We start from the raw sequence: 25,442 nt of genomic DNA, 5'->3' as shown, positions 1-25,442 counted from the left end.
AATTATGTTATTTGATTCAAGAAATGAACAAAAAGACGTTACTATAAATGTAGATACAGCAGTGCAAGTTGCTAAAGCTACAGCATTCCAAAAAACATTGTGAATAGTTATTATGATTATCACACTAGGTATTGCGGGATTTTGAAGAATAAAATGAGGCAATGAATTCAACAAATTGCAAGTTCAATCTCAAGAATCCAGCTCATTAATTCAAGCTGCGCAAGCTAAAAGAAGAGCTTCATTAATTAAAATGATTGACGCAGTTAAAGGTTACAAAAATCACGAAAAAGAAACACTAGAACAAATTACTAAATATCGTTCAAAGTTAAATGATTTAAGTGATAACACACAAATTCAAAACGTTCAAAACACACTAGATCAAATTAGTAGAGGATTATCATTAACAATTGAAAAATATCCAGAATTAAAAGCTGATAGTTTATATAAACAGTTTATGAATGAAAGTATTTTGCAAGAAGATGAAATATATGCAGCAAGACGTGTATATAACAAAGGTGTTAACTATTTTAACCAATTAATTTATACATTTCCAAGAATTGTGAAAGCTGACCATATGAAATTACACAATTTACCATTCTTTACTGCGACACAAACTGAACGTCAAGATGTTGATACATCAGGATTATAGAAAAATTAAAAAAATACTGCACATCAGTATTTTTTTAATTTATTTACCGTAATTTTGCTGTTCAACAACATTTGGAAACATCACAAAACCTTTTAATAAATTATATTTATTAAAATAAAAGTATATATGCGATAAAATTTATATATATCAAGGAGGGAAAAATGGAAAACGAGATTGATTTAAAAGAATTGCAAACTCAAGAAAGTAATAAAGAGTATGGAGCAGACAGTATTCAAGTTTTAGAAGGATTAGAAGCTGTTAGAATGCGTCCTGGGATGTACATTGGTAGTATTGGTTATAGAGGGCTTCATCACATGATTTGAGAAATCGTTGACAACTCGGTTGATGAGGCTATGGCTGGTTACTGTGACGAGATAACAATTAATTTACACCCTAACAATGTCATTGAAGTAATAGACAATGGTCGTGGTATACCAGTAGATATTCATAAGCACACAGGAAAAAGTACAGTGGAGACAGTATTTACTGTATTACATGCCGGAGGAAAATTCGATTCAGGTTCATATAAAGTTTCAGGAGGATTACACGGTGTTGGGGCATCAGTAGTTAACGGATTATCTGACGATTTTGAAGTATGAGTACGTAAACATGGGAATGTTTATTATCAACAATACAAAAATGGTGGAATACCAACGGATGAATTAAAAATAATCGGAACATATGATGATGGTAAAACTGGTACAAGAGTTCTATTCCATCCTGATTTCACTATTATGGAAAAAAACAACTTTGATTTCGGGTTAATAGTAGATAGAGCTAAACAAACAGCTTATCTAAATAAAGGATTAACAATCAATGTAAACGATATCGCTAAAGATGTTCATAAAAAATTCTTCTTTGAAGGTGGAATTATTGATTATGTTAACGAATTAAGTAAAGGTAAAAAAATAATTAACCCCGATATTATCTACGCTGAAGGTTCATTTGTTGATAGTAGAATTGAAGATGCACAAGAAGTTTTAGTAGAAGTAGCTTTACAATATTCAGAGTCTTATTCTTCAAACGTTGTATCTTATGCAAATAACATTGCCACAAATGAAGGTGGAACTCACGAATTAGGATTCAATGACGCATTAGTTAGAATATTTAACGCTTGAGGACAAGAAAACAAAGTTATTAAACAAGATAAAGAAAGATTAACAAAAGAAGACGTTAGAGAAGGGTTGATAGCAATTATTTCTGTTAAACATACTAACCCAATTTTCGAAGGACAAACTAAAGGTAAATTAGAAAACAAAGACGCCCGTTCTGCAACAAACAAAGTATTGAGTGAAAGTCTTGAAAAATTCATGTTGGAAAATCCATCAATAGCGAAAGCAATAGTAGAAAAATGTGTAAATGCTCAAAAAGCTCGTTTAGTAGCAAAAGCTGCTAGTGAAATGGCTAGAAAAAAAGAAGGCCATGAATTTGGTAATTTACCAGGGAAATTAGCTGATTGTTCTGTTAAAAATGCTGAGTTAGCTGAATTATTCATCGTCGAAGGGAATTCGGCTGGAGGTTCGGCAAAAATGGGTCGTGACAGAAATATTCAAGCTATTTTGCCATTACGTGGAAAAGTTATAAATACTGAAAAAAATAGTATTCAATCAGTACTTGAAAACAAAGAAATAGGGACACTAATTCATGCTTTAGGTACAGGAATTAGAGAAGAATTTAATATTAATAAATTAAGATACCATAAAATTGTCATCATGACCGATGCTGATGTTGATGGTGCTCACATTACAACACTATTATTAACTTTCTTCTATCGTTACATGAAACCATTAATCGAATACGGTTTCGTTTACCTTGCTCAACCGCCTTTATACAAAATTTCATATGGTAAAAATGTTCAATACGCATACAAAGATGAGCAAAAAGATGAAATATTAGCGCAAATAGACAGAACAAAAGTTTCAATACAACGTTACAAAGGACTTGGGGAAATGGACCCCGAACAACTTTGAGAAACAACAATGGATCCTGACAAACGTAGAATGTTACAAGTACAAATACAAGATGCAGCAGCAGCTGACACAATATTTACAACATTAATGGGTGGCGAAGTAGAACCCCGTCGTGAATTTGTTCAAGAAAATGCAAAATACGCATCAAATATAGATTTTTAATATGAAATTAATTAAAAACCAAGGATTCACAAATAAAACATTTCATGACGTTGAAAACAACCGTTTTGTTAAAGAAAAACAATATGATGAATTCAATCATAAAGTTGACTATTTTCAATTAAATAGATTTGATTTTTCACCTAAAACCATCAGCAATGATGAACATTATTTAACTACTGAATTTATTGAAGGTGTAAATCCTGAGATGACCAATGATGTATTAATTCAAATTGGAAAATCATTGATTCAATTGCATAATTCAAAGTTAAAATTGCCACCTTGTCAACTTTCTAGAAGATTTAAGATATATCGTAAAAAAGTCGCAGATTTAAAACGAAGTATTCCAGTCCTTGATAAATATTACAAAAAAATTAATTTATTTTTAAGAAATGTTGATCAGTCCGCTCCTTGTCATAATGATTATTGAAAAAATAACTTAATTTTAGAAAAAGACACTAACAAGTTATTCGTTATTGATTGAGAATATGCTTCAATGGGTGATGTACACTTTGATTTAGCCTACATCATTGAACAAGAAAATTTAAGTGATGAACAAATAAAGGTTTTATTAAATGCTTACGGAGATGATTATAGCCCATACAAATTGCAAATACACCGTATATTGGTTGATGCTTTAATTGTTTTATGAGTAAATAAATTCCCGGTTAAACCTTTTGATGAATCCGAGTACATTCAACGCATTGAAACTAATTTTTCTAAATTAAATAGCATGGAGAATGATATTTATAAATGTTCATAAATTCATTAAATGCAAACGATACCAAAGCATTAAAAAACAAACTAAAAAATGTTTTTGGTTCAGTAATAACTAATAATTTGACTGATTTTTCTTACGTATATGAATCATATAGAAATAAAACATTTAAAGCTAAATATAGAGATGAATGAGTACAAATACGTATTCCCAAACACACTCATATAGAGTATGAAAATGAACAAAAAGTCATTGAAAATTTCAATGATTATTTGTTTTATGAAGAAGGTTTTTTGATTAAAAAATGATTTGATGGTCAAAACCTTGAAAGAGTGCATATTAATAAAAAAATAATTTCTAATATTGTTAAAGAAGTAAAAAGATTACAAGGTTTACACATTCGCGTGAGTGTTTTTGATTGATATAACCATAAGTTTGAAGATGATACTTATGAAGCTATTTTAAAAAAATATCCACAAGAAGATTTAGTTTTATCTCACAATAATTTAACAAGATCTAATATACTTGTTAATAATCACGGAAGCATTCGTTTAATTGATTATCAATACGCTGCTTTAAATAGCAAATATGCAGATCCGGCTAGCCTACATATTGCTTTCGGGGTTGATATTGATTATTTGTGTCGTGAATTCGAATTGAATAAAGAAAAATTGATTGATTTCATATATTTAGTTAAACAACGTAGAAAAACAATATTCAAACAATTTTACAAAAATTTTAATACTCCCATTTCCAAAATTACTCAAGCTTTAAGACCTTATCAATATAGAGCTTATAATTATGATTCAAGATTTATTTCAGAAAGAATTACTGAAACTTGAGCGAAACAATTAGACATGGAAAAAATTAAAAATTATTATTTCGTACCGCCATATGTTTACTGTGACAGTAAAATAATAATTTGAAAATGAATGTCAAATAATACACTTTTATACACAAATGATCGAAAAATCAAATCAATTGCAAAAGCAATTAAAATATTGCACAGCACTACTCTTGATTTTCCGAAATCAAATATTTATAAAAAAATGACAAATCTTTTAATAAATCTTGGGATTGAAAAAATAAAAGATGATTTTGATTCTGTTTTTGTTAACAATGTTAAAAAATGAATAGCAAGTTTCAATAATGATACAAACTGTCACAACAACTTATCAATGGAAAATATTTTCTTCACAAAAAACCAAAGCGTTCAATTTATTCAATGAGATTTCGCCTGTAAAAGTGATCCTCTATTTGATATAGCAATTTTATTTGAAAATATGATGTTTACAGAAACACAAGAAAAATATTTTTGAAAATGCTATGGTAAAGAACAACCTGAAAACTTTATTAAGTATAGAATATGTGCTCAATTTATAGCTTATTTAATTAACAGAAACAAATTAGATGATGACTTTTTATCTAGTTTAAACGTTAAAAGAATTGAAGAATTATTAGAAAGATTTAATGGTTTTCATTAACCATTTTCTTTTTTGCCTCTTTAGCTTAAAAGATTACAAATGTTATATAATTCACGTATGGAAAATACAGAAAAAAAATCAAAAAAAATCATGAATATAAAAAAATATATCAATTCATCATCATTAATGTTAGGTGGTCTTATTTTGTGTTTTTTAATGATATCAATCGTGCCATTTGCATTGGGAACATCAAATGAGATACGAGTTCACAGTAATGTTGTTGCGCAAAAAACTATTGATGCAAATAAAAAACAAAAATATGATTTTTCAAAAATTGATACGTCAAACCAAAAAATCATTGTAAAAAACCAAAAAATCGATTTAATCAATTTATCAACAAATTCTAAAATTATTAAAAAAAATACTGACAAAAATCAGACTTATTTAAAATATTCTTTTAGCGATACAAATAACACATTTAAATCAGAAGAATTAAACAAAAAGTTCCGAGAATACATGAATAAATTAACTAAAAGTAATAACTCTTTATTCACTAATGTTACAAACAATTTTGAATTTAGCATTAATTTAACTGATTTTTTTAATCAACAACCGGTTATAAAAAACATAGATGATTTTAATATATTATTAGATCATTTTAATTTTTCATCTACTTATGGAAATATCGAAGAATTTCAATATATACAGTCATTTGAAACATTTCATTATAAAGAATATTTCAAACAATTAACTACATTCTTGAAATCAAAATCAATTAATTTCAAGGAATGAAAAGTAAATAAAATCGAATTCAAATATATATTATTAATAGAGAATAAAATATTAAAACATTTAATAACGGAACCTATAATTGAGTTTATTAAAATTTAAGGAGTAACAGTGTACCGAAAATATAGCGAGGGAATAATAGAAGTTATCACAGGGCCAATGTTCAGTGGTAAAAGCGAAGAATTATTAAAAAGAATCAGAACACTCGAATATGCAAATTACAACATTATAGTAATTAAACCATCTTTTGATACAAGATTTAGTAAAACAAAAATTGTTTCGAGAGCAGGTACCGAACATGATACTCATGCTATTGATGATATTAATTCAATTTACTCGTTGATAAACGAAGATACTGATGCAATAATTATTGATGAGGCACATTTTTTTAATGATAAGATTATTGATATTGTTGATGATTTAGCAAATAAAGGATTTTTAGTGATTGTCAGCGGACTTGATACTGATTATAAAAGAAGACCATTCAGAATAATGGCCGATATTATGTCGATAGCCGAACGCGTTACAAAATTATGGGCAGTTTGCGTTAAATGCAAAAATATTGCTAGCTGCACTTATAGAACATCAAAAGAAGATCAAACACTTGTTTTAGATGACACAAACAATTATGAAGCAAGATGCCGTAAGTGTCACAATGCAAATAAATAATAAAAAAGGTAAAAAGCGAAGAAAAAAAAGCTCGCTTTTTTTAATGCGACCTTATCAATAAACAAACTATTTGCCTTTTTCACTACGAGTAAAAAAAAGTAAAAAAAATGGGGCGCGGAACGGGAATCGAACCCGCGAATGCTGGAGCCACAACCCAGAGCGTTAACCACTTCGCCATCCGCGCCATAAGTGTTATACATTATAACACACAAATGTTATTTATATTTATTTATTTTTTCTTTTTTTATTTTTTTTATATTGAACACTAAAACAAATTCTCCTTTAACATTACCATCTAGTTGATCAATAATATTTTTGTACGAACCGCGATACTCGGTTTCGAATTTTTTTGTCATTTCTTTAATTAAAAACAACTCTACATCGTCATTGAATACAGTGCCAAAATCCTCTAATGTACTTATCAATTTATGAGGACTAACATAAGCCACATAAACACCATATCCCAGTTTTTTTAGTTCGTTTTGTCTTTGAATACTTTTATCTTTTAAAAATCCTAAAAACGAAAAGGTGGCCCCAAAATTGGCTTTGATTACAGCATGTATTAAGGCTGTTGGGCCACTTATTATGTCGATATCAATGTTATGATTATTACATTCATTAATCAAAGTAAAACCAGGATCGCTAATAACAGGCATGCCGGCGTCTGAAATTAACGCAATGTTTTTATCTTCTTCTGCAATTAATCTTACAATTTCTTTTGAAGATTGTTTTTCGTTGAAATTATGGTAAGCATATGTAATTTTATGAATGTCATAATGATTCAATAATTTTTGTGATGTTCTTGTATCTTCACATAAAATTATATCTACGTTTTGCAGAGTTTCCACTGCTCTGTATGTGATATCCTTTAAATTGCCAATTGGAGTACCTACAATATATAATTTACCCATTTAAAACCTCCTTGAGTTCCATTACGAATGCTGCTTTTTGTATTGAAAAATTTAAAGATTTATTGTCAAAGTTTATTGAATATTTATTGACAATTTCATTCATTAACATGTAATTAATCTTTTGTTGAAAAACATTTTTATTAAATTCAAACATTTTACTTATAACATCGTTTTGCTCTTTTATCAATTCAGTAGATAAAACATTTAAAAACAACATAATAACTTTGAAATTGTCAGCTTTTAAATCTTTGGATATTAAATTTATTATTGAAACAAATTCACATTTATTTAAATAATGCATTAATTCGACAAAAAAAGCTTCAATTTTGGCTGAATAAAGAGTTTTAAAAACGTTCATGTCATCAGTAATTAATGAGTAAAAATCTAAAAACTCTGTTTTTTTTGTCAGTTTTTCTTTCGGCAAATTTTCATTGTTTTTTTGCATTATTTCAATGACCGTTGATCGTGATTTGATTGTGTTTAAAATGCTATGTCGTTTATTAGTTGATAAAACTAAAAAAACATTTTTATTTAAATTTTCAGTAAATTTCAGTAATGCATTCAACGATTGAGCACTAGAATTCTCAATATTTTTTATTATTATAAATTTACGTTCATCGGGATTCATAGAACTAAATGATTCATTTATTGCTTCTATAATATCGTTTTTGTGAATAGTTGTTTCATTTCCAATTATCATAACATTTGATTGAAATTTTAATTCATCAATGGAATTAAAATTACTTGATTGAGTTTTGTTAACAAAGTATAAAATATAACTATCAATTTCAACATTGGGGTGAGCAATAAATAAAACACTTTGTAAGTATTTTTTACTTTTTATTGCATTATCAATTAATGTATATATTTTTATATTTTTATAATTCATTAAAACACCTTATTTTTGAAAATTGTCAACACATCCTCGAACACTTCATTTATAGTTTTGGAAGCATCAACTACGACAAATTTTTCCGGTTCATAACTTATAAGGTTATTGTAACCGTTGTGTAACTTTTGGTAATAAGATATATCAGTTGATTCCATACGATCGAATGACGCTCTATTTTTTGAAATTCTTTCTAATGATATCTCAGGTTTTAGATCGAAAAATATTACCAAATCAGGTTTGGTATTTTCGGTTACCATCATATTTAAATCTCTTACTTTTCCAATACCAACGCCACCTAAAACTCCTTGATAAATAAGCGATGAATGGTAATAACGATCACTAATAACGATTTTATTTGCATTCAATGCTGGTCAAATGTTTTCTTCAAGATTTATTCTTCGACTCGCAACGAATAATAGTGCCTCAACCATTGAACTTAGTTTATTCTCAGAATCCAAAATTATTGCTCTTATTTTTTCAGCTTCTTTACTTTTGCGTCCCCCGGGTTCTCTTGTAAACATAAAGGCAGATTTATCCATATTCTTCTCGATGTATTCTTCCAACATTTTTACAATTGTAGTTTTTCCACTACCATCCATTCCTTCGAATGTTATAAATTTAGCCTTGTTACAATTAGTCATAATTCCCCTAGATTTCTTTTTTATTTTCTAATGATTCTTTTAATGTTATTGGATCAACATAATCTATAGTGGCATTAACAGGTACTCCAGTCATCAATTGGAATAATTGAGTATTTTTGTCACTTATCAATGATTTGATATAGTTGAGTGTGTATTGTCCTTGTATCGATAATGGTCAACCAATAGTAATTTCTTTTACTTGATTTATTGATGTTTTTAGCTTTTGTATTAAGTCATCTGAATATTTATTTTTTTTGTTTCCATCTAATAAATAACCTAATACAAAATATTTACCATTATAAATTTCTAATGTTTCAAATTTTTTAATGTCAGAAGCTTCAACAACCAACATTAATTTTTTTGAGTTTTTTCTTTTTTCACAAATTGAACAAATCGATGTTTGTTCGTGATTATTGCAAAGGATACATTTTGTGTGAGTGTTTTGAAAATCATTTATTGAATTAATTAAACTGTCGGTGTATGTCTTACCGTATTCAACAAAATAATTAATAATTTTCTCAGCGCCTCTTTTTGATATGCCTGGAATTGCACTTAGTTTACTTTGCAATTCTTCATATTTTTTATCCGAGTTCATTAAAATGGTAATGAACCTGTTGGTATTGAATTTGTTAATTCATCAAATTCCATATTAATTTTATCCATTGCTTCATTAAACGCAACAATAATTAAATCTTCCAATGTTTCTGGATCTTCTGGATCAATTAAATTTTCATTTATTTTAACTGATTTTAATTTTCTATCTCCTGTAAGAGTTAATGTGATTCCTAATTTTTCAATTACAAATTCCTTTTTTTGTAATTCTTTTTCTTTTAATTCCATTTGTGATTGCATTTTTTTAGCTTGTTTTAACATTTCGTTTATATTCATGATTTTCTCCTAATTTATTTAATTTATTTTGTATAAATCACCAAAGATTTCCAAGTTATCTTTGTGTAATTGTTCTTCTTTTTCAGTGGTTGTGTATTTACATGTTACGGGAACAATTTTCATATTTGATACTTCAGCTTCATTTTGTTTTCAATATTCTCTAGCTGCTTTAATTTTTTCGGCAAGAATAACAAATATACAAATATCTCTACCAAAGTATTTTTTAATGAATTGTCTGAATTCAGCTGTTTGTTTAAATTCGTTAAAAATTTGTAACGTCTCTTCAAATGATGTGGAGAACACTATAAAACTTTCAGTATTTATTATCATTTTGATATTGTGAAATAATTTAATAAATTTTTGATTTTGTTTATCAGTAATATTATCTTTTATTGCACTGATAATTGCTTGATATTCAGTTTGATAATTTTTATTATTTGTTTTTTTAGATTTGAGTGCATTTAAGAATAAATTCAATATATCGCTTATTTCTAAATTTTGTTGTTTAATTTCATTAATTTTTTCTATATGTTCATCGCTGAATATATCTTCAGCCACTGTTATTTCAGTTTGATGTACATCAATAGCGAATGGATCATATTGATCATCCTGATTTAAAATATCACCTTCCACTACGCTGAATTCGCTAGTGATATCATTTTGATGTATTGAAAATTCCCTAGTGTTTTCAATTAATTCATTGACTTTTATATCATCAAGTAATGGATGATTAGATTTTGGCTTTGTATCGATAATATTTTCATTTGCTTTATTTGCGTTACCGATGTATGTATTAAATATGTCATCATCATCAAACATTTCGTTTAATTTATTTCTATCCGCTTCAGTTCTTTGATTAATTAATTCATTAACATCATCAGTATTTTGATTCGTTGTAAATTCTCCAGTAAATAAAGAAGTATCTTTTGTTTCAGTAACGTCCATGTGTAATTCCGATTTAGGTTGTTCTGTAACAGTTTTTACTAGTCCACTCTCTTGTTGGTTTTCCAAACTACAATTTTCATCAATATCAGAATCATCTTTCGTTGAAACTAATTTTAATAAACCCAACTCCAATGTTTGTTGTGGTATATCTGAATAACGTAAATCTTTTAGAATCGAAATAAATAAATCTAAATACTCGTATGCAATTATGGTATTAACTTTTAGTTTACTTAATTCGTCTATGTCAGTGTTATTAAGAAGTGCAGTGTTTTTAGTTTTTTTATAAACTAAATAATCGGTTAATATATTAATACATGATAAAACCATTTTTTCTATATCTGCACCATTTTCAATTAATTCATGAATTTTATTCAAAATTTCATTAATGTCTTTTTCTTTGACTAAATTGATTAATTTAATTAAAGATGTGTTAGAAACTAATCCAAACATTTTTTCAACATCTACTTTTTGAACTTTTCTATTAGCTGCATATATAGATATTTGATCAGCCATACTCAAAGCATCACGCATTGCACCGTTACTCAAAATAGCTATCAATTCCAAAGCTTTTGTTTCAAAATCAATACCCTCTTCACTATAGACATACTCTAATTGCTGTTGAATGATATTGGGTGTTATTCTTTTGAAATTGAATCTTTGAACACGACTCAAGACAGTTACGGGAATTTTTTGTGGATCAGTAGTTGCTAAAATGAATATTACGTGTTTAGGCGGCTCTTCAATTGTTTTTAACAAGGCATTTCAAGCTGCCTTGGACAACATATGAACTTCATCAATTATGTATATTTTATACTTAGACCCAGTAGGTAAGTGTTTGATATTTTCTTTTAAATTTCTTATATCATCAATTCCAGTGTTTGATGCTGCATCGATTTCCCAAATGTCCAGATTTCTTTCTCCTTTATTAATGCAATCAAAACAAGGATCAAAATCAATTTTGTGTTCACAGTTCAATACGTTAGCAAAAATTTTAGCTACTGATGTTTTACCAGTACCTCTCGGTCCGCTGAATAAATATGCATGTGATATTTTTTGATTAACAATAATATTTTCTAAAGTTTTAATGATATGGTCTTGGCCTTTCACTTCACTAAATAACGAAGGGCGATATTGACGATATAATGCTTTATATGATTTTTCCGACATAACTCTCCTAATTTATTACATTTTACCACAACAACTTAAATAAAAAAAGAAGCTAACTCAAAGAGTTAGACTAATTTAAAAATTTTGATTGTTTAAAATAAGTAAATGAATTTTCGCGGTAAATTTTAAACACATATTTGTTATTATCATTTTTTTCTACGCCAAACATTGAAACTAATCAATACATTAATATGAATGGAATAAAACCTATAAGTGATATTACTGAACCAGTAATGAATGTTATTGGCCATTTTGTTAACGGCGGGAATATGTCTTGCAACGTGTTAACTTCTGAAATTCCTAAATAAAATCAGTTTGCCCATCATTTTTTATTTGGTAAAAACGTTGTTAAATAATTTAAAATAAAGAAAAATATTATCATAGACGTAAATATCGCTTGTATTTTCAAAAAATCTTTTTTTGATATTTTTTCTTGAGTCAATATAAAAGGAATTATTGATCCTGCAAAAACATAGAAATGCGCTAAAACGTAATCTCAAAAAATATATGAGTCTCAACCGTAGTGTATAGGGTAGCCTTGGTTTTGATTTTGAAATATTGGATTGTTGTTTAAATCACAGAACAAAACAGCTAATGTGCCGCCTAATAAACAAAAGAAAAATACATATTTTATTAGATGTAACTTATTAAGTAACATTAATACTGAAATTGCAATAATACATAATCTGCAAAAATGTAATGGTATTGATTCCCATTTAGCTGGCCAATCCGTCATAAATAGAAACAAGCATCTAAATAAAACAAACATCAATGCGATAAATCCTGAAACTTTTCAAAAAGTCGCTTTATTCATATATAAAATTTTTTCACACAATTGATACTTTTTAACTATTGGTTTTCTAAATAAAATAAAACTAAATAATAGTAAAAAAAATACTACAAACAATGTAATAAATAATCAGCGCGACTCGTCGAAAGAACTGTAGCCGCCAAATCAAGCAAAAAAACCGTAGTTTTCTCGATGTGTTAAATCATTTATATTGTTGCTTAGAAGGGTTTTCATAATTTCATTTTATATAAAAAAAAATAAAAGTCGGTAAAACCGACTAAATTATAAATTTGACATATGTTTTAAAGTTCTTACAAATTGTGATACGAAACTTTGTTCGTTATCATATCATGCATATACTTTGTATAATCTTTTACCTTCAACTTCAATAAATGTTGTTAATAATGAATCAAATATTGAACCATGTGTTTCTGAAATGATATCACTTGATACTATTGGATCTTCACAAAATAGTAATGAATCTGATTCGTATTTTTTAACTGCTTTATTCAATTCATCGATACTTGGTTGTGATTCTAATTCAATAGTTAAATCAACGACTGAACCAGTAATGACAGGCACACGCAATGCCACTCCGTCCAATTTCCCCGCTAATGCTGGAATAACCTTACCAATCGCTTTAGCTGCGCCAGTTGTGGTTGGTACCATGTTTTGTCCCGCTGCACGAGCTCTTCTTAAATCTCTATGCGGAGCATCTTGAATGTTTTGGTCAGCAGTGTAAGCATGCACGGTTGTCATTACACCCTTTTTAATTCCGAATTCTTTGTTTATTGCGTTAGCAACAGGAGCTAAACAATTTGTTGTACATGAAGCTGCTGAAACAATTTTGTCTTCAGCTGTTAAAATGTTTTCATTTACTGAGTAAACTACTGTTTTTATATTATTTTTACCTTTTGCTGGAGCTGTGATTAAAACCTTTTTAGCTCCTGCTTGTAAATGTAATGAAGCGCCTTCTTCAGTAACAAAGTGTCCCGTACCTTCAATAACTATATCAATATTTAAATCTTTTCAAGGTAATTCTAATGGATCTCTTTTTGCAAATATTTTAATTGATTTACCGTCAACTATTAAATGTTCACCCTCACATTCAATGTTATGTTTAAATTGTTTATGAGCTGTATCATATTTTAATAAGTGAGCCAAAACTTTGGCGTCAGTTAAATCGTTAATTGCAACAACTTCTAATGACTCATCATTAAATATTTCTCTAAAAACAAGTCTCCCAATTCTTCCAAATCCATTAATTGCTATTCTTTTTTTTGTCATATTATCTCCTTAAAAAATCTTAATTTACTACTAATAGTGTATATAAATTTTAATACATAAATGTATATACAATTTAAAATACGGAAAATAAAAAACTGCTTTCAAACAGTTTTAATAAATTTTAAAATTTGATTCAATGAAATTTACTAATATAATTTCAGATTTTAAAAATTTTTTAGTTAAGTTGTATTTAGAAGAAATTAATTGTTCATGCTTGCCAGTTCTTATATCTTCTGTAGAAGATAAAAATGTTGGTTTATTTCTTCTATATCTTATGTTTAAAATTTTTATTAAATATTGTTGCATAAATCATTCGGGTTTAGATGATAAACCAATGTTAATTATAAATAAGTAATCAACTTGCTCCATTAACTTAAGTATGGAAGAACCGGAGTCATAGTTTCTGGATACTTCTCTATATATGTCATCAATATCTAATATTGCCACTGTCTTATTATTGTTTATTAATGTAAATGCTAAATATTTGAAAACTACGTATGAGTAATTCATTGAAGCATCAATTAAATATAAGTTTATGCAATCGTTTTTTTTCTGTATTTTAGCAATATCGTTTTGAACACCTGCGTATTGCTCCATTGAGTTAGCAAAGGATTTGTAAATTTTATTCATAACCATTGAGTATGAATATTCACCAGCGAAAAAACGTTGAAAATCATAGTCAATTTGTGTTATGTTGGTCATTCAAATATTGTTTCTTTTTTTCGCTAATTCAAATCATTTTTCATTTGAGTGATCAATTGATAAAAACCCATATTGATCAAGATATATTTTTCAGTCAGGTTCTTTATTGTTTTCAATAACATATGCATAATATTGATGCAAAATATTCAAATTTTTGTCGATTTGACGATCGTTTAAATTCAAGTTTTTTATTAATTGACAAACGTGGGGTTCATTGATAATTTTGAATTTCAATTTTTCAATTGTGTTATTGGAATTTAATAATTCGTTGATTGATTGTGGTTTATTGTTATTCATCTCAACCTACCAAACCGTATCTTTCTAAAAATTCATTGAAACTTTCATTTTGCATTGTGTAAACTTTATCATTTTGTTTATTTTTTTGGGCTTCTTTATAAGCTGAAATAGCTTGTAATTCTTTTTGAATTTCTTCGAAATAAAATATTTGCTTTTGTGCAAAAGAATTTGCAATTTTTTCAATATATGCACTAACAATATTTCCATTTATAACTACTGAATAATTGATAAATTGATTTATCTGACCATTACCGAATCCCATTTTTTTCATTTTTTGAATCATATGTAAATGAGTGGCCGTTGCTTCTAAATTTGTTAAATATTTAATAAATTCACTTGGTTGAGCATTTTTAATTCAGTCTTCTTTAGTTTGAATTGTCATTGTATTTGAAATTTTTTCATTAATTTTATTAGGCATTTCAAACGTGTCGCTTTCGTATTTAAACAAAGAAGTAACTTTTTTTGAAGAATTTGTATATTCAGATTTATCAAAAGCATACACTCCGCTAGTATAAATTAATTTTTCATAGCGCTCTTCACCAATTTTATTTATTAATTGTTTAGCTAGAATTGAATTTTTGTATTGTTCGCAATTCAATGGTTTACAAATTGTAATAATGGAATTTCTAAATAGGTCTGATTCGAAAAATTTAATTAAACCAACTGCCTCCAGTTTATTTTTAGCCTCAATTAGTTCTTTATTTGTTGTGAAAAGTAGTTTTTCAAAGTCTTTTAATATAAATATATCGCGTGCGTTAGCAGAAAAATTTAATTCATCAAGTAAACTATGGTAAAAACTTACTGCTAAATTACCAATAATCGGCATATAAAAAGCACGTACAACCTCTAAATCCTTATTATCAATAAAAGTGTTTTTTTCGATATAAAAATTTGAGTATTTCATACGTGCTCCTATCCATTAATTTGCGAATATTTTTGATTTGTATATTTACATTTTAATGAAGTCCGAACACTATTTTGAAAAACATTTTGAAAAATATTTTTTCCTCAACATTTTCTGACGAGATATTTACTATGTCATTTGTAAAAAATCCCTTATTTAAAGCATCAATTATGTTTTTATCATAGTTATTGACATTTCTTTTTTTTAAATTTTTAACACGATTTTCTTCCGGTATTGATATCTGAATTATTTTGCTAAAATACGGTAAAAAATTTGCATTTTTACTAAATATATTTGACATTTCAACAAAGTCATAATTTGTTATTTTTAAATGGTTTTCTATGATGGGGAAAATCAACTCTTCAACCTCGTTTATAAAGTCTAAATTTAAATTAATGCTTTCCTTAAGTGCTTTTTTGTTGACGCCGTTTTCATCCACATATTTTTCACCTAGCGTATGTTTAATTTTTTTGTATCCTAAATTCCCCTTTTTGTACAATTCATTAACAAATTCATCTGCGATTAGCACTTTAAAACCATGTTTTTCTAATTTTTTTAAAAAGGTTGTTTTGCCGACACCGCTTTTGCCAATTATAGCGATCATTAATATTCCAATTTTCTTAAAATGCTAAGAATTTTTCATAATTCATATTTTTCAATTATTTCAAAAGCTGGTTCTGAAATAATAATTTTCATTTTAGTGTCTAAAATGTCAAAGGATTCAATCGGGACATCATACCTCAATTGTGAGAGTATCTTATCTCTTAATACATCATCCTTATATAAAATAAATTTATTTTTCGTTTTTTCATCTAAATCATTAATATTTTGAAAAATATTGTCAAGAGTTTTATATTTTAATAATAATTTAGTTGCAGTTTTAGGACCAATACCTTTTATTCCCTTGAAGTTATCGCTACTATCTCCAATCATTGCTTTGTAATCTACAATTTGATCAGGCATTATTTCAAAAAAATCTTTAAAATTTTCTTTAGTTACTTCAACTATTTGTTTCACTTTTGGTTTTAATAAAGTGATATTGTCATCAATTAACTGGTTTAAATCACCATCTGCTGAATAAATTAATACGTCGTGATTTTCTTTTGCTTTTAAGGCTAAACTAGCGATTATGTCATCGGCTTCAAATTCGGGATTTTCCAAACTGTAAAAATTTAAATCTTTTATAACTTGTTTAATTGCTAAAAACTGGTGATAAAAATCTTCTGGTGCTTTATCTCTTTGTGCTTTATAGTCACTGTACATTTGGTGACGAAATGTTTTACCCTGACAGTCAAAGCAAAAGAATACTTGGTAAGGATTATAATCTCTTAATAATTTAAAAAAAGTATTGAAGAATCCGACTATAGCATTAGTAGCTTCTCCCTTGGAGTTCTCTAACTTTAAAGAAGAATATAGCGTACCAAAATAAGAACGACAAACTAAGTATGTCCCATCAATAATTAAAATTCTTTTTTTCATTTTCTAGATTTCCTTTCAATCCTTGATCATAAAATAACCATCCGTTTTTTTAAGTAATGTTGCTTTAATTAATTTACCTACAGAGTTTTTAATATCACTATCTTTTCAAATATTTAAGCGTATTGTTGCTGAAGAATCTGATATCGTCACTGATGTGAATGGCTTATTGAATTTTGATATTTTTACGACTGCTTCATTTAAATAAACGACAATCACATGTTCAGTACCGGGATGAATATTTATTAGTTTAACTTCCCCTTCATATTGCTTAGTTAATGAAGAATTATATATATTACCTAAGTATTGGTACTCATTAGCTGATTCAAATTCATAATCATAAGCTAATTTTTCAATTGGCACTTCGTAATTAATAGCATTTCAGTCGACTGTTTTATCTTTATTGTTGAATGCATTTTCAATTTCTAACATTAATCTACTACCATTTTCGAGAGCTTTCAATAATGTTTTTTGATTACCATATGATCTAAATGTACTTGCTTTAATTAAAATTTTTATTGCCGCTTCACCGATATTAGCTGCTCTTAAACGTAATATTGTTTCAATCAAGTTTTGAAATTCCCCATTGTCATTTCTTTCAGTGATGATATTATTTACACCGACCTTACCCAGTCCCTTGATCATGTTTAGTGGTAAATAGATTTTACCATCTTTAATTACTGAGTGATCAGAACTAATTTCAATCAATGGGCTGACAATTTCAATTCCTAATTCTTTTGCCTCGTTTACGTAACGATTCATATTTTCAGAACTGTTAATGCTTGAAGAAATAATAGCTGAGTAGAACTGTAGCGGATAATGTCTTTTTAAATAAGCCATACGGTAGGTTATAGTGGCATAACTTACAGCATGAGATTTATTGAAACCATATTCTGCAAATTTTTCAATATCATTAAATATTTTTTCAATAACATTTTCAGTATAACCATTATTTTTTGACATTTCTATAAAAACATTTTTGAATTGAGAAAATTGTTCAATTTTTTTCTTACTAATTGCTCTTCTTAATAAATCAGCTTGCGCGTAATCCATTTTAGAAATCTTTTGTACAACTTCTAGAATTTGTTCTTGATAAATCATTATTCCATATGTTGATTTAAGAATTTCATCGTATATGGGAGCTATTTTTGCCACTGGTTCATTTCCGTTTTTTCTTTCCGAATAAGTAGTTATGTATTGCATGGGTCCTGGTCTAAATAATGAAATAATAGCAACGATATCATTAAAATTATCGACACGCACTTTTCTTAGTGTTTTAATCATTCCCGGTGATTCTAATTGGAATATACCGGCTGTTTTACCCAAAGTTAAAAGATTGAATGTTTTTTCATCATTCATCGGTATTGAGTCAATATTGAATTCAGGTTCATGTTTTTTTATTAAATCAACTATTTCGCTAATTATTGATAAAGTTTTCAAACCTAAAATATCTATTTTTAATAAACCAAACTTTTCTAAGTAATCCATTGTCATTTGTGTTTGTAAACCGTCATTTGCAATCATTACCGGACTTTTATTAATTATGTTTTCTTCACTGATAATTATCCCTGCAGCATGCGTCCCACTTTGACGATAGAAACCTTGAATTTTACACGCTTCTTCAAAAGCTGTTTTTAAAACATTTTCCCCATTTTCATTTAATTGATAATTATTAATGGCGTTTTGAAATGATGTGTTATTTTCATATACTTCATTTAAAGACATTTCACTATTCGGTATTTTCTGTGCTAATGAATCAATCGTTGGTATTGGTATATTCATAGCTCTTGCTGAATCGCGCATTGCTGATTTAGTACCTAATGTTGAAAACGTTACTATTGTCGCAACGTTATTAAAGCCGTATTTATTTACTAAGTATTGAATCAATTCACCTCTTTTATCATCTTGCACATCAATATCGATATCCGGCAGTGACACTCTTTTTGGATTTAAGAAACGTTCGAATAATAAATTATATTCAATTGGATCTATTTGAGTGATATCCAATATATAACTTACCAATGACCCGGCAGCAGATCCACGACCCGGCCCTATGCTTATGTTATTTGTTTTTGCTCATTTTATAAAATCTCAAATGATTAAAAAATAATCTTCAAAGCCTAATTCTTTAATAATGTTTAATTCATATTTTAGCCGGTCCATGTATTTTTGTTGATCAGCAATATGCTGTAATTTATTTGGAATATTTTTCAATAATTGTTTTTTTAAATATTGGAAACTGTCAATGTTTTCATTATTAGGAAACACGGGCATTTTAAAATGATCAAATGATATTTCAAAAGCTAATGATTTGGCTAAATCATTAGTTCTACTTATTAATTCTTCAATAAATTTAACATTTGTGTTTATGTCGAAATTTATTGATTCTATGTAAGATAACGTACCTGCTGATTGATTTTTTATTCAGTATAACATGTTTAATGTCTTTAAATCAAATTCGTCATTCGCCTTTCATTCATTAATAAATAAAAATCGTTTGTCATTTAAATTAATTTTTAATTCATCTGAATCTAGTTTATACTGACATAAACCAATATAATAGTTTAAATTTTCAATATATGAATCAGTTAAGGCATAATATCCTTCGGTAGGGTGATCGATAAAAACCAAATCATTAAACTGTGTTAAATCTTCAGTCGTCACAAACCCTTGTTTGGAATGTAAAAAATTGAAATCAAACAAAGTTTTCAGTGTTTTATTATTTTGTGCGTAAGCTAAAAATTGATATGATTTATCCTTGATTCTTAAATTGAATTGTAATCCAAAAATAGTTTTAATATTTTTTTCTTTTGCAAGTATAGCAAACCTTGCGAAAGAAAACATATTACCTTTTTCAGTAATTGCTAAATATTCACATTCATTTAATTCAGCTAATTTGATTAGCTCTTCTAAATCAATTGTAGATTCTAAAAAAGATAATGTTGTGTTAGTGTGTAAGTTTATTAATTTCATGATTTAATTATATTTTAGAGTTCTAAATAACTTGTAAAACAGTTAATAAAAAATCTGGCAAGCAGATTTTTAAATTCATTAATATTAACTATTGAATTTTTTAATTTCTAATTTTTCAATGGCTTCATTTTCCAATTCTTCTAATCTTGGTAATTCGGCTTCTAGTTTTAATACTTCATCAATAGAAGGCTTGGTTGTTGGTTCTTTTGGAGCAAATAACTCACATGTTTCACATGCTTTCTGAATTGAAATATCGTATGTTCCTATTTGTTCTGCAATTTTAATTGTTTCTAATTTATCAAAACTAATTAATGGTCTAAAGATCGGCATATTAGTTACTTGTTGAATAACATTGATACTTTCTAATGTTTGACTAGCAACTTGTGCTAAATTTTCACCGTTAGATAAAGATTCGTAATGATACTTTTTAGCTATTTTATCAGCTATTCTGTAAAAACTTCGTCTCATTAAAGTTATTTTATATTTTTGATTAGATGTTAAAGAAATGTAGTTCATAACTTTTGTGTAATTAATTTGAAAAAGTCTTGAATGTAGTTGATACTTAGTTATTTGTTGTATTAACGCATCTACTTTTTGTGTTGTCAAAAAGTCTGTATGTGGCGGAGTAATAAAATTTAAGTAATCAACAATTAATCCTCTTTTTTGCATTAAATTAGCTGCTACCGGTGAATCTATACCACCTGACATTAAATGTAATGTTTTACCTGTAACACCGACGGGCATACCCCCTCTTGTATAAATATAAGATCCAAAAACATAAGCTACATTATTTCTAATTTCGACAAAAAAAGTTACATCCGGTTTTATCATTTGCACTGAAATGTTTTCAATATTTTTCAAAATATAACTTCCTAGTTTCATACTGATTTCTTGACTTGTTAAAGGAAAGTTTTTATTGCTTCTTTTTGTGTCGACTTTAAAAGTTTTAAATTTTTCACTTTTAGCAACTTTTAAAATTAATTCAGATATTTTGTCCATATTTGCTTCGGTTTCATAAACTATTGAATAGCTAGATAATCCAAAAATAAAGTTTAGTTGTTCTATATTTTTTTCATTGTACTCTAAATAAGCTCTGTCGTGTGTTGTTATAACTTCACCAATCATTTTTGCTTCTAAGTTTTTATGTAATTTTTTAATGAAGTTTATTTTGTTTTTACCTTTTAAGGTTAATTCACCATAACGTAATAGTATTTTTTGATTCATTAATTTACTCCTTTTTCAATAAAATCATTAATTAATCTGATTGCAAGCAATTCTTTGTTTTCTTGAATCATGCCTTGAGTAGTTTTTAACAAGTGATCTATTTTCTCATCATTATGACGAAAAGGGTTCATATATATTAAAAAAATCTCATGAATTTTCTTGGCCTCTATTTTTAGTCCAATAGAATTTTTTAGCGTTTCAACAATAATTGAAAATTTTTCCACATCCTCTTTAAAATTGTTAAATTCATACGAGTTAGATTCATGTTTATGAATTATAGTGGATTTAAAAATTAACAACTCTTTTATATGTTTTCTTTCGATAAAATTTGTATTTATTTTTCAATATTCTATTTCATTCAATAATTTATATAACGCAAATTCAGAATAATTCATTTTATCGACTAAATCATTATACGGATTAAATTCTCCTTTCAGTGAAATAATTTTGTGTAATATTAGTTTAACTCTTTTAACTAATTTTTTTACAGCAAAATCTTTATCAGTGTAACACATTTGAGAATCATTTAATATGTTTTCAAATAACTTAATGTAATCATGTGACATCAAAGTTTTAATTTCTTTAAACTGTTGATCTGGTATGCCAGTTAGATAATTGTTTTTTTGGTAAAAAGAATAATCTTTATTTAATTCATAAAATTTGTTGTTTAACATTTTTATTAAAGATAAAATTTCATTTTTATGTTTTTCAAAATTAGAAAACATTTTAAATTTATTTTCCTCAGTAGAAATTAAGTGAACCATTAACACTGCTTTTTCTACCAATATATTGATGTTATCTTTAATAAGATTTTGGTTTTCAATAAAATTGTTGCTATTTGTTTGGTATCTCAATTCTTTATGAATTTGTTTAAATTCTGAAAACATTTCGTTTATATTCTTAACTTTAATAAAATTTTCGTATATATCTTTGTTGTTGTTTAATATCGATTGTCTTTTATATATATGTTCCATTTTGTTATTTACAAAATAGTATATATTTGTTGCTTCGCCTATTAAGTACAATATATTGTTTAGGACAGTTTCCAGTTGTTTTATTTTGTCGCTTGCTTCAATAATATTATTTAAATATTCGCCAGTACTAAAATGAGTGTTTATTTTTTTGTATATATCTATATTTTGCTTCAATTCCAATTGACATCAATTGTATTTTTCAATATTCGTTCTATATTTTTCCCTAATAGATTGAAACACTCCGACTAATTCCGTGTGTCTAGTAGATAACAAATCACTAAATTTTAAATTTGTGTTAGAAAAGCACAATATTTTTTTGTATTCTTTTTTGTTTCGCTTAATAGAAGTTTTTAATTCTTTTATTATTTTTAATAATTCTGGGAACCTTTTAATTTTATCTAAGGTTTTTACTTGTTTAAAACAAAAAAATGTTTTGTTTTTTAATAAACCAGCTTTACGACGAATACTATCTAATTTATTACTGAAATTAGTATATAAATTAGAACAATGATTACTCTTTTCTTTTAGATCTTTATTAGCATCTGCCAGGGTTTCAAAACGTATATTAATTTTTTTAGCTTCTGTTTCAAATAAATTCAAGTTTTTAATTTGTTGCTCAATGTTTTTTAAAGCTCAATTTCTAAAATAATTAAAAATAAAAATTATTGAAAAAAATAAGAAAATAAATACCAATATAAGTATTAGCAATATTCAAATCAATGTTTTATTTTCTTGCATATTAAAATTATATTTTGTGTTGAAACATTTTTTTAACATTTATGTAATTAAATAACTTATATAAATTAAATGATTTAACTTTTTCATGTTTAATATAAAAAAAATAAATAAAAATAGAACATTATTTTGTTCTATTTTTAGATTACTATTAATATATTAATTCAGGTTTTTCGTCAGTTCCTAAATTTTCCAATACAAATTTAGGTTGTTTTGGTCTTTGCTCTTTTGATTTTTCAAAATTTAAATATTGTGGTTCTCTTTCGTAGAAACCTATTTTGAATTCTCTAGTACCTAGTTTTCCAAGTCCTAAAGGTCCGATTTCAGGGTTTTTAGCATCTTCTTCAGTAACTAATAAGAAATTGAATGCGTTTTCATTTTGAGATTGGTCTAATCAATCACCATCTCCATTACTTCTTGTGGGCATCCCATACTCTGTAGGTGTAATGTAACCGGCGTTTTCTTCTGATATATCATCTCATTGATCTTTTGGTAAAACTTTTGGCACATAGTATCATTTTCAGTTAAACACTTTTTCACCTAAAATATGTAATTTAGTATAAGCATCATTCAGCATTTTAACTTCTTGTTTAATTCTTTTTATTATGTGAACATTTTTTCAAACTTTGTCATAAATTGTGCTTGGATCATTTAAAAATGGATAATCTGCAACGTTAGCGTTTTCATTTTTAATTCACACTGATGAAGTTGTATTCGCTATACCTTGCACATTAGTTAAAGCATAAATCGCTCTAATAACTTTTGTTTGTCTCTTAATAGAAGTTTTTCTTACTGCCTCTTTAGCTCGTTCTAACAACTGTATATTTTCTGGAGTTAATTCATCTGATACGTTTTCAAAAAGTTTTATCATATCACGAACTATAAAGTTTTTGATTGCACTTCTTCCTCATCAACCATTATCTGAGTAATAGAATTGAATCATAGCTCTCATTTCTTGACTAGATTTTTTTTATGTCTTCGTCAGTCATATCAAGCAAGTTAGAATATTCACTTAATCTTCACTGTGAATTGTCTGCTCCCTTAATGTCTTTAGTAGAATTTATGTTTTGCTTCAATTAATTTGTTTTAGCTTCTTCAAATTCTTGATTTAAACGAGTACCAACTCTGTTATATTCGTCAATATCAGGATAGTTAGTCTCACCATTTGCTAAGAAATCTTCTATTTCTTTAGTTGATTTCATCAGTTTGTTTCTACTTTCAAATAAATTATTTAAATAACTTTTATCTGATGGTAATCAGTTTTTTACTCAATCATTATCATTATTGAATTGTATATACATAGTTTCTTCAATACTTAAATCTATCCCTCTACCCAAATCAAATAATTGTCTTCGTTTTTCTTCATTAGATTCATTTTGTGGGTTATATATATTTCCTACTAATGTTAGATTATCATTCATTTGTGCTGAATTACTTGCTTTTAATTCAGTATTTTTCTTAGCATCCACTTTAGCTTGCGCTTCATCAATAACATTTTGTAATGCTTGTTTATCAGCATCATTTAATTTATTCATTTCAGCTTTCAATGCTTCAATAGCGGCTTCATCATCAGCTATTGATGTCACATTTTCTTCACCTAAGGCAATAACTTGATCTAAGTTTTTAGCCTGTTGAGCTTTTTTAGCATCCACTTTAGCTTGCGCTTCATCAATAACATTTTGTAATGCTTGTTTATCAGCATCATTTAATTTATCCATTTCAGCTTTTATTAACTCAATAACAGCTTCATCATCAGCTATTGATGTTACGTTTGCTTCTCCTAAAGCAATAACTTGATCTAGAGTTTTAGCTTGTTGAGTTTTAAATTGATCAGCTGGAATTTTTATCTTATATTCCACTGATTCATCAGTGTTATTTTTAGCAGTTTTTATAACTGTAACAATAACACTATCATCATTTTGTTTTATAGCATCTGTAACTTGGTAGTTAAATTCATCAGTATTGTCAACATTCACCAATTCTGGCGATATAGTTTTATTTTTAACTCCAGCAGCAAATTCTTCAGCTGTTTTATTTTTGTCACCTTTTACCAAAATCGCGCAACTATCGTCTTGAAGAGTTGATATTAATGCAATGTTGGTGGTAAGTGCTGCAGATAATGTTGCTAATGTCAACAATTTTGCTAGTGTTTTAGTTTTTTTTATTTTGATTGTTTTTCATATAATCCTCTCAAATATGCCTTTTTTAACTGATTTTTTACTCTACTTTCATAAAGATATACATATTAATTATAATTA

General features: G+C 27.3%; 23 protein-coding genes and 1 tRNA gene. 6 read left to right on the top strand and 18 right to left on the bottom strand.

All coding sequences use genetic code 4. The annotated features are described in order from the left end of the window. The first annotated feature begins 4 nt into the window (after window positions 1-4). From HGG69_RS02770 to HGG69_RS02745, 6 genes are all read left to right on the top strand, one after another. Window positions 5-649 carry a LemA family protein gene (locus tag HGG69_RS02770; RefSeq protein WP_169605261.1) on the top strand — a complete coding sequence of 215 codons (645 nt, stop codon included), beginning with the start codon at window positions 5-7 and terminating at the stop codon, window positions 647-649. A gap of 161 nt (window positions 650-810) precedes the next feature. Next, window positions 811-2,781, top strand: coding sequence for a DNA topoisomerase (ATP-hydrolyzing) subunit B (gene gyrB, locus HGG69_RS02765; RefSeq protein WP_169605260.1), 1,971 nt, complete (start codon window positions 811-813; stop codon window positions 2,779-2,781). A gap of 1 nt (window position 2,782) precedes the next feature. Further along, window positions 2,783-3,541 (top strand): phosphotransferase, encoded by a 759-nt coding sequence (locus HGG69_RS02760; protein ID WP_169605259.1) that lies wholly within the window; start codon window positions 2,783-2,785, stop codon window positions 3,539-3,541. Then, entirely contained in the window at window positions 3,532-4,980 is a 1,449-nt protein-coding gene (locus HGG69_RS02755; protein ID WP_169605258.1) for a hypothetical protein, read from the top strand. Before HGG69_RS02760 ends, HGG69_RS02755 begins: the two co-directional genes overlap by 10 nt. A 57-nt stretch (window positions 4,981-5,037) precedes the next feature. After that, on the top strand, window positions 5,038-5,811 hold the full coding sequence (locus tag HGG69_RS02750) for a hypothetical protein (RefSeq protein WP_169605257.1): 774 nt from the start codon (window positions 5,038-5,040) through the stop codon (window positions 5,809-5,811). A gap of 9 nt (window positions 5,812-5,820) precedes the next feature. Beyond that, window positions 5,821-6,378, top strand: a complete 558-nt coding sequence (locus HGG69_RS02745) for a thymidine kinase (protein ID WP_169605256.1) — start codon at window positions 5,821-5,823, stop codon at window positions 6,376-6,378. 108 nt (window positions 6,379-6,486) lie between these two features. On the opposite strand, the gene HGG69_RS02740 is transcribed toward HGG69_RS02745, so the two are convergent. The 18 genes from HGG69_RS02740 to HGG69_RS02655 all read right to left on the bottom strand — a co-directional run bounded on the left by HGG69_RS02740 (window position 6,487) and on the right by HGG69_RS02655 (window position 25,322). Then, a tRNA-His gene (locus HGG69_RS02740) sits at window positions 6,487-6,562 on the bottom strand. Between the two features lie 31 nt (window positions 6,563-6,593). Beyond that, the gene (rsmI, locus tag HGG69_RS02735) at window positions 6,594-7,289 is read right to left on the bottom strand and encodes a 16S rRNA (cytidine(1402)-2'-O)-methyltransferase (protein ID WP_169605255.1); all 696 of its coding nucleotides are present in this window, start codon (window positions 7,287-7,289) and stop codon (window positions 6,594-6,596) included. Next, window positions 7,282-8,178: a hypothetical protein gene (locus HGG69_RS02730; protein ID WP_169605254.1), complete on the bottom strand. Its 897-nt coding sequence runs from the start codon at window positions 8,176-8,178 to the stop codon at window positions 7,282-7,284. The genes rsmI and HGG69_RS02730 overlap by 8 nt, the downstream gene beginning before the upstream one ends. Further along, window positions 8,178-8,822: a dTMP kinase gene (gene tmk / locus HGG69_RS02725; protein ID WP_169605253.1), complete on the bottom strand. Its 645-nt coding sequence runs from the start codon at window positions 8,820-8,822 to the stop codon at window positions 8,178-8,180. Before tmk ends, HGG69_RS02730 begins: the two co-directional genes overlap by 1 nt. Window positions 8,823-8,829: 7 nt before the next feature. Then, on the bottom strand, window positions 8,830-9,417 hold the full coding sequence (locus HGG69_RS02720; RefSeq protein ID WP_169605252.1) for a hypothetical protein: 588 nt from the start codon (window positions 9,415-9,417) through the stop codon (window positions 8,830-8,832). Continuing rightward, complete coding sequence (locus HGG69_RS02715; protein ID WP_169605251.1) at window positions 9,417-9,710, bottom strand: YbaB/EbfC family nucleoid-associated protein; 294 nt, start codon at window positions 9,708-9,710, stop codon at window positions 9,417-9,419. Before HGG69_RS02715 ends, HGG69_RS02720 begins: the two co-directional genes overlap by 1 nt. An 18-nt stretch (window positions 9,711-9,728) precedes the next feature. Next, window positions 9,729-11,822 (bottom strand): DNA polymerase III subunit gamma/tau, encoded by a 2,094-nt coding sequence (dnaX, locus tag HGG69_RS02710; protein ID WP_169605250.1) that lies wholly within the window; start codon window positions 11,820-11,822, stop codon window positions 9,729-9,731. A 70-nt stretch (window positions 11,823-11,892) separates the two neighbouring features. Next, on the bottom strand, window positions 11,893-12,846 hold the full coding sequence (locus HGG69_RS02705) for a TMEM164 family acyltransferase (protein ID WP_169605249.1): 954 nt from the start codon (window positions 12,844-12,846) through the stop codon (window positions 11,893-11,895). A 48-nt stretch (window positions 12,847-12,894) separates the two neighbouring features. Further along, on the bottom strand, window positions 12,895-13,899 hold the full coding sequence (gap, locus tag HGG69_RS02700; protein ID WP_169605248.1) for a type I glyceraldehyde-3-phosphate dehydrogenase: 1,005 nt from the start codon (window positions 13,897-13,899) through the stop codon (window positions 12,895-12,897). Window positions 13,900-14,010: 111 nt separating this feature from the next. After that, the gene (locus tag HGG69_RS02695; protein WP_169605247.1) at window positions 14,011-14,898 is read right to left on the bottom strand and encodes a hypothetical protein; all 888 of its coding nucleotides are present in this window, start codon (window positions 14,896-14,898) and stop codon (window positions 14,011-14,013) included. After that, a complete protein-coding gene (locus HGG69_RS02690) occupies window positions 14,891-15,802 on the bottom strand; it encodes a DnaD domain protein (RefSeq protein WP_169605246.1) in 912 nt (303 codons plus the stop codon). The genes HGG69_RS02695 and HGG69_RS02690 overlap by 8 nt, the downstream gene beginning before the upstream one ends. 52 nt (window positions 15,803-15,854) lie before the next feature. Then, window positions 15,855-16,406: a dephospho-CoA kinase gene (gene coaE, locus HGG69_RS02685; RefSeq protein ID WP_169605245.1), complete on the bottom strand. Its 552-nt coding sequence runs from the start codon at window positions 16,404-16,406 to the stop codon at window positions 15,855-15,857. After that, the gene (locus HGG69_RS02680; RefSeq protein WP_169605244.1) at window positions 16,406-17,281 is read right to left on the bottom strand and encodes a 5'-3' exonuclease; all 876 of its coding nucleotides are present in this window, start codon (window positions 17,279-17,281) and stop codon (window positions 16,406-16,408) included. Before HGG69_RS02680 ends, coaE begins: the two co-directional genes overlap by 1 nt. A gap of 3 nt (window positions 17,282-17,284) precedes the next feature. Next, window positions 17,285-20,251, bottom strand: coding sequence for a DNA polymerase III subunit alpha (gene dnaE / locus HGG69_RS02675; protein WP_169605243.1), 2,967 nt, complete (start codon window positions 20,249-20,251; stop codon window positions 17,285-17,287). A gap of 84 nt (window positions 20,252-20,335) precedes the next feature. Next, complete coding sequence (gene thiI, locus HGG69_RS02670; RefSeq protein ID WP_169605242.1) at window positions 20,336-21,475, bottom strand: tRNA uracil 4-sulfurtransferase ThiI; 1,140 nt, start codon at window positions 21,473-21,475, stop codon at window positions 20,336-20,338. Further along, window positions 21,475-23,187, bottom strand: coding sequence for a hypothetical protein (locus HGG69_RS02665; RefSeq protein WP_169605241.1), 1,713 nt, complete (start codon window positions 23,185-23,187; stop codon window positions 21,475-21,477). Before HGG69_RS02665 ends, thiI begins: the two co-directional genes overlap by 1 nt. Window positions 23,188-23,335: 148 nt before the next feature. After that, window positions 23,336-24,136 carry a hypothetical protein gene (locus HGG69_RS02660; RefSeq protein WP_169605240.1) on the bottom strand — a complete coding sequence of 267 codons (801 nt, stop codon included), beginning with the start codon at window positions 24,134-24,136 and terminating at the stop codon, window positions 23,336-23,338. Between the two features lie 124 nt (window positions 24,137-24,260). After that, entirely contained in the window at window positions 24,261-25,322 is a 1,062-nt protein-coding gene (locus tag HGG69_RS02655; protein ID WP_169605239.1) for a hypothetical protein, read from the bottom strand. Window positions 25,323-25,442 lie beyond the last annotated feature (120 nt).

The sequence above is a fragment of the Mycoplasma phocoenae genome, assembly GCF_012934855.1.
Classification (GTDB): Bacteria; Bacillota_I; Bacilli_A; order Mycoplasmatales; family Metamycoplasmataceae; genus Metamycoplasma; species Metamycoplasma phocoenae.
Note: the sequence above shows the minus strand (reverse complement) of the source record. Positions and strands in the feature narration are given on the sequence as shown.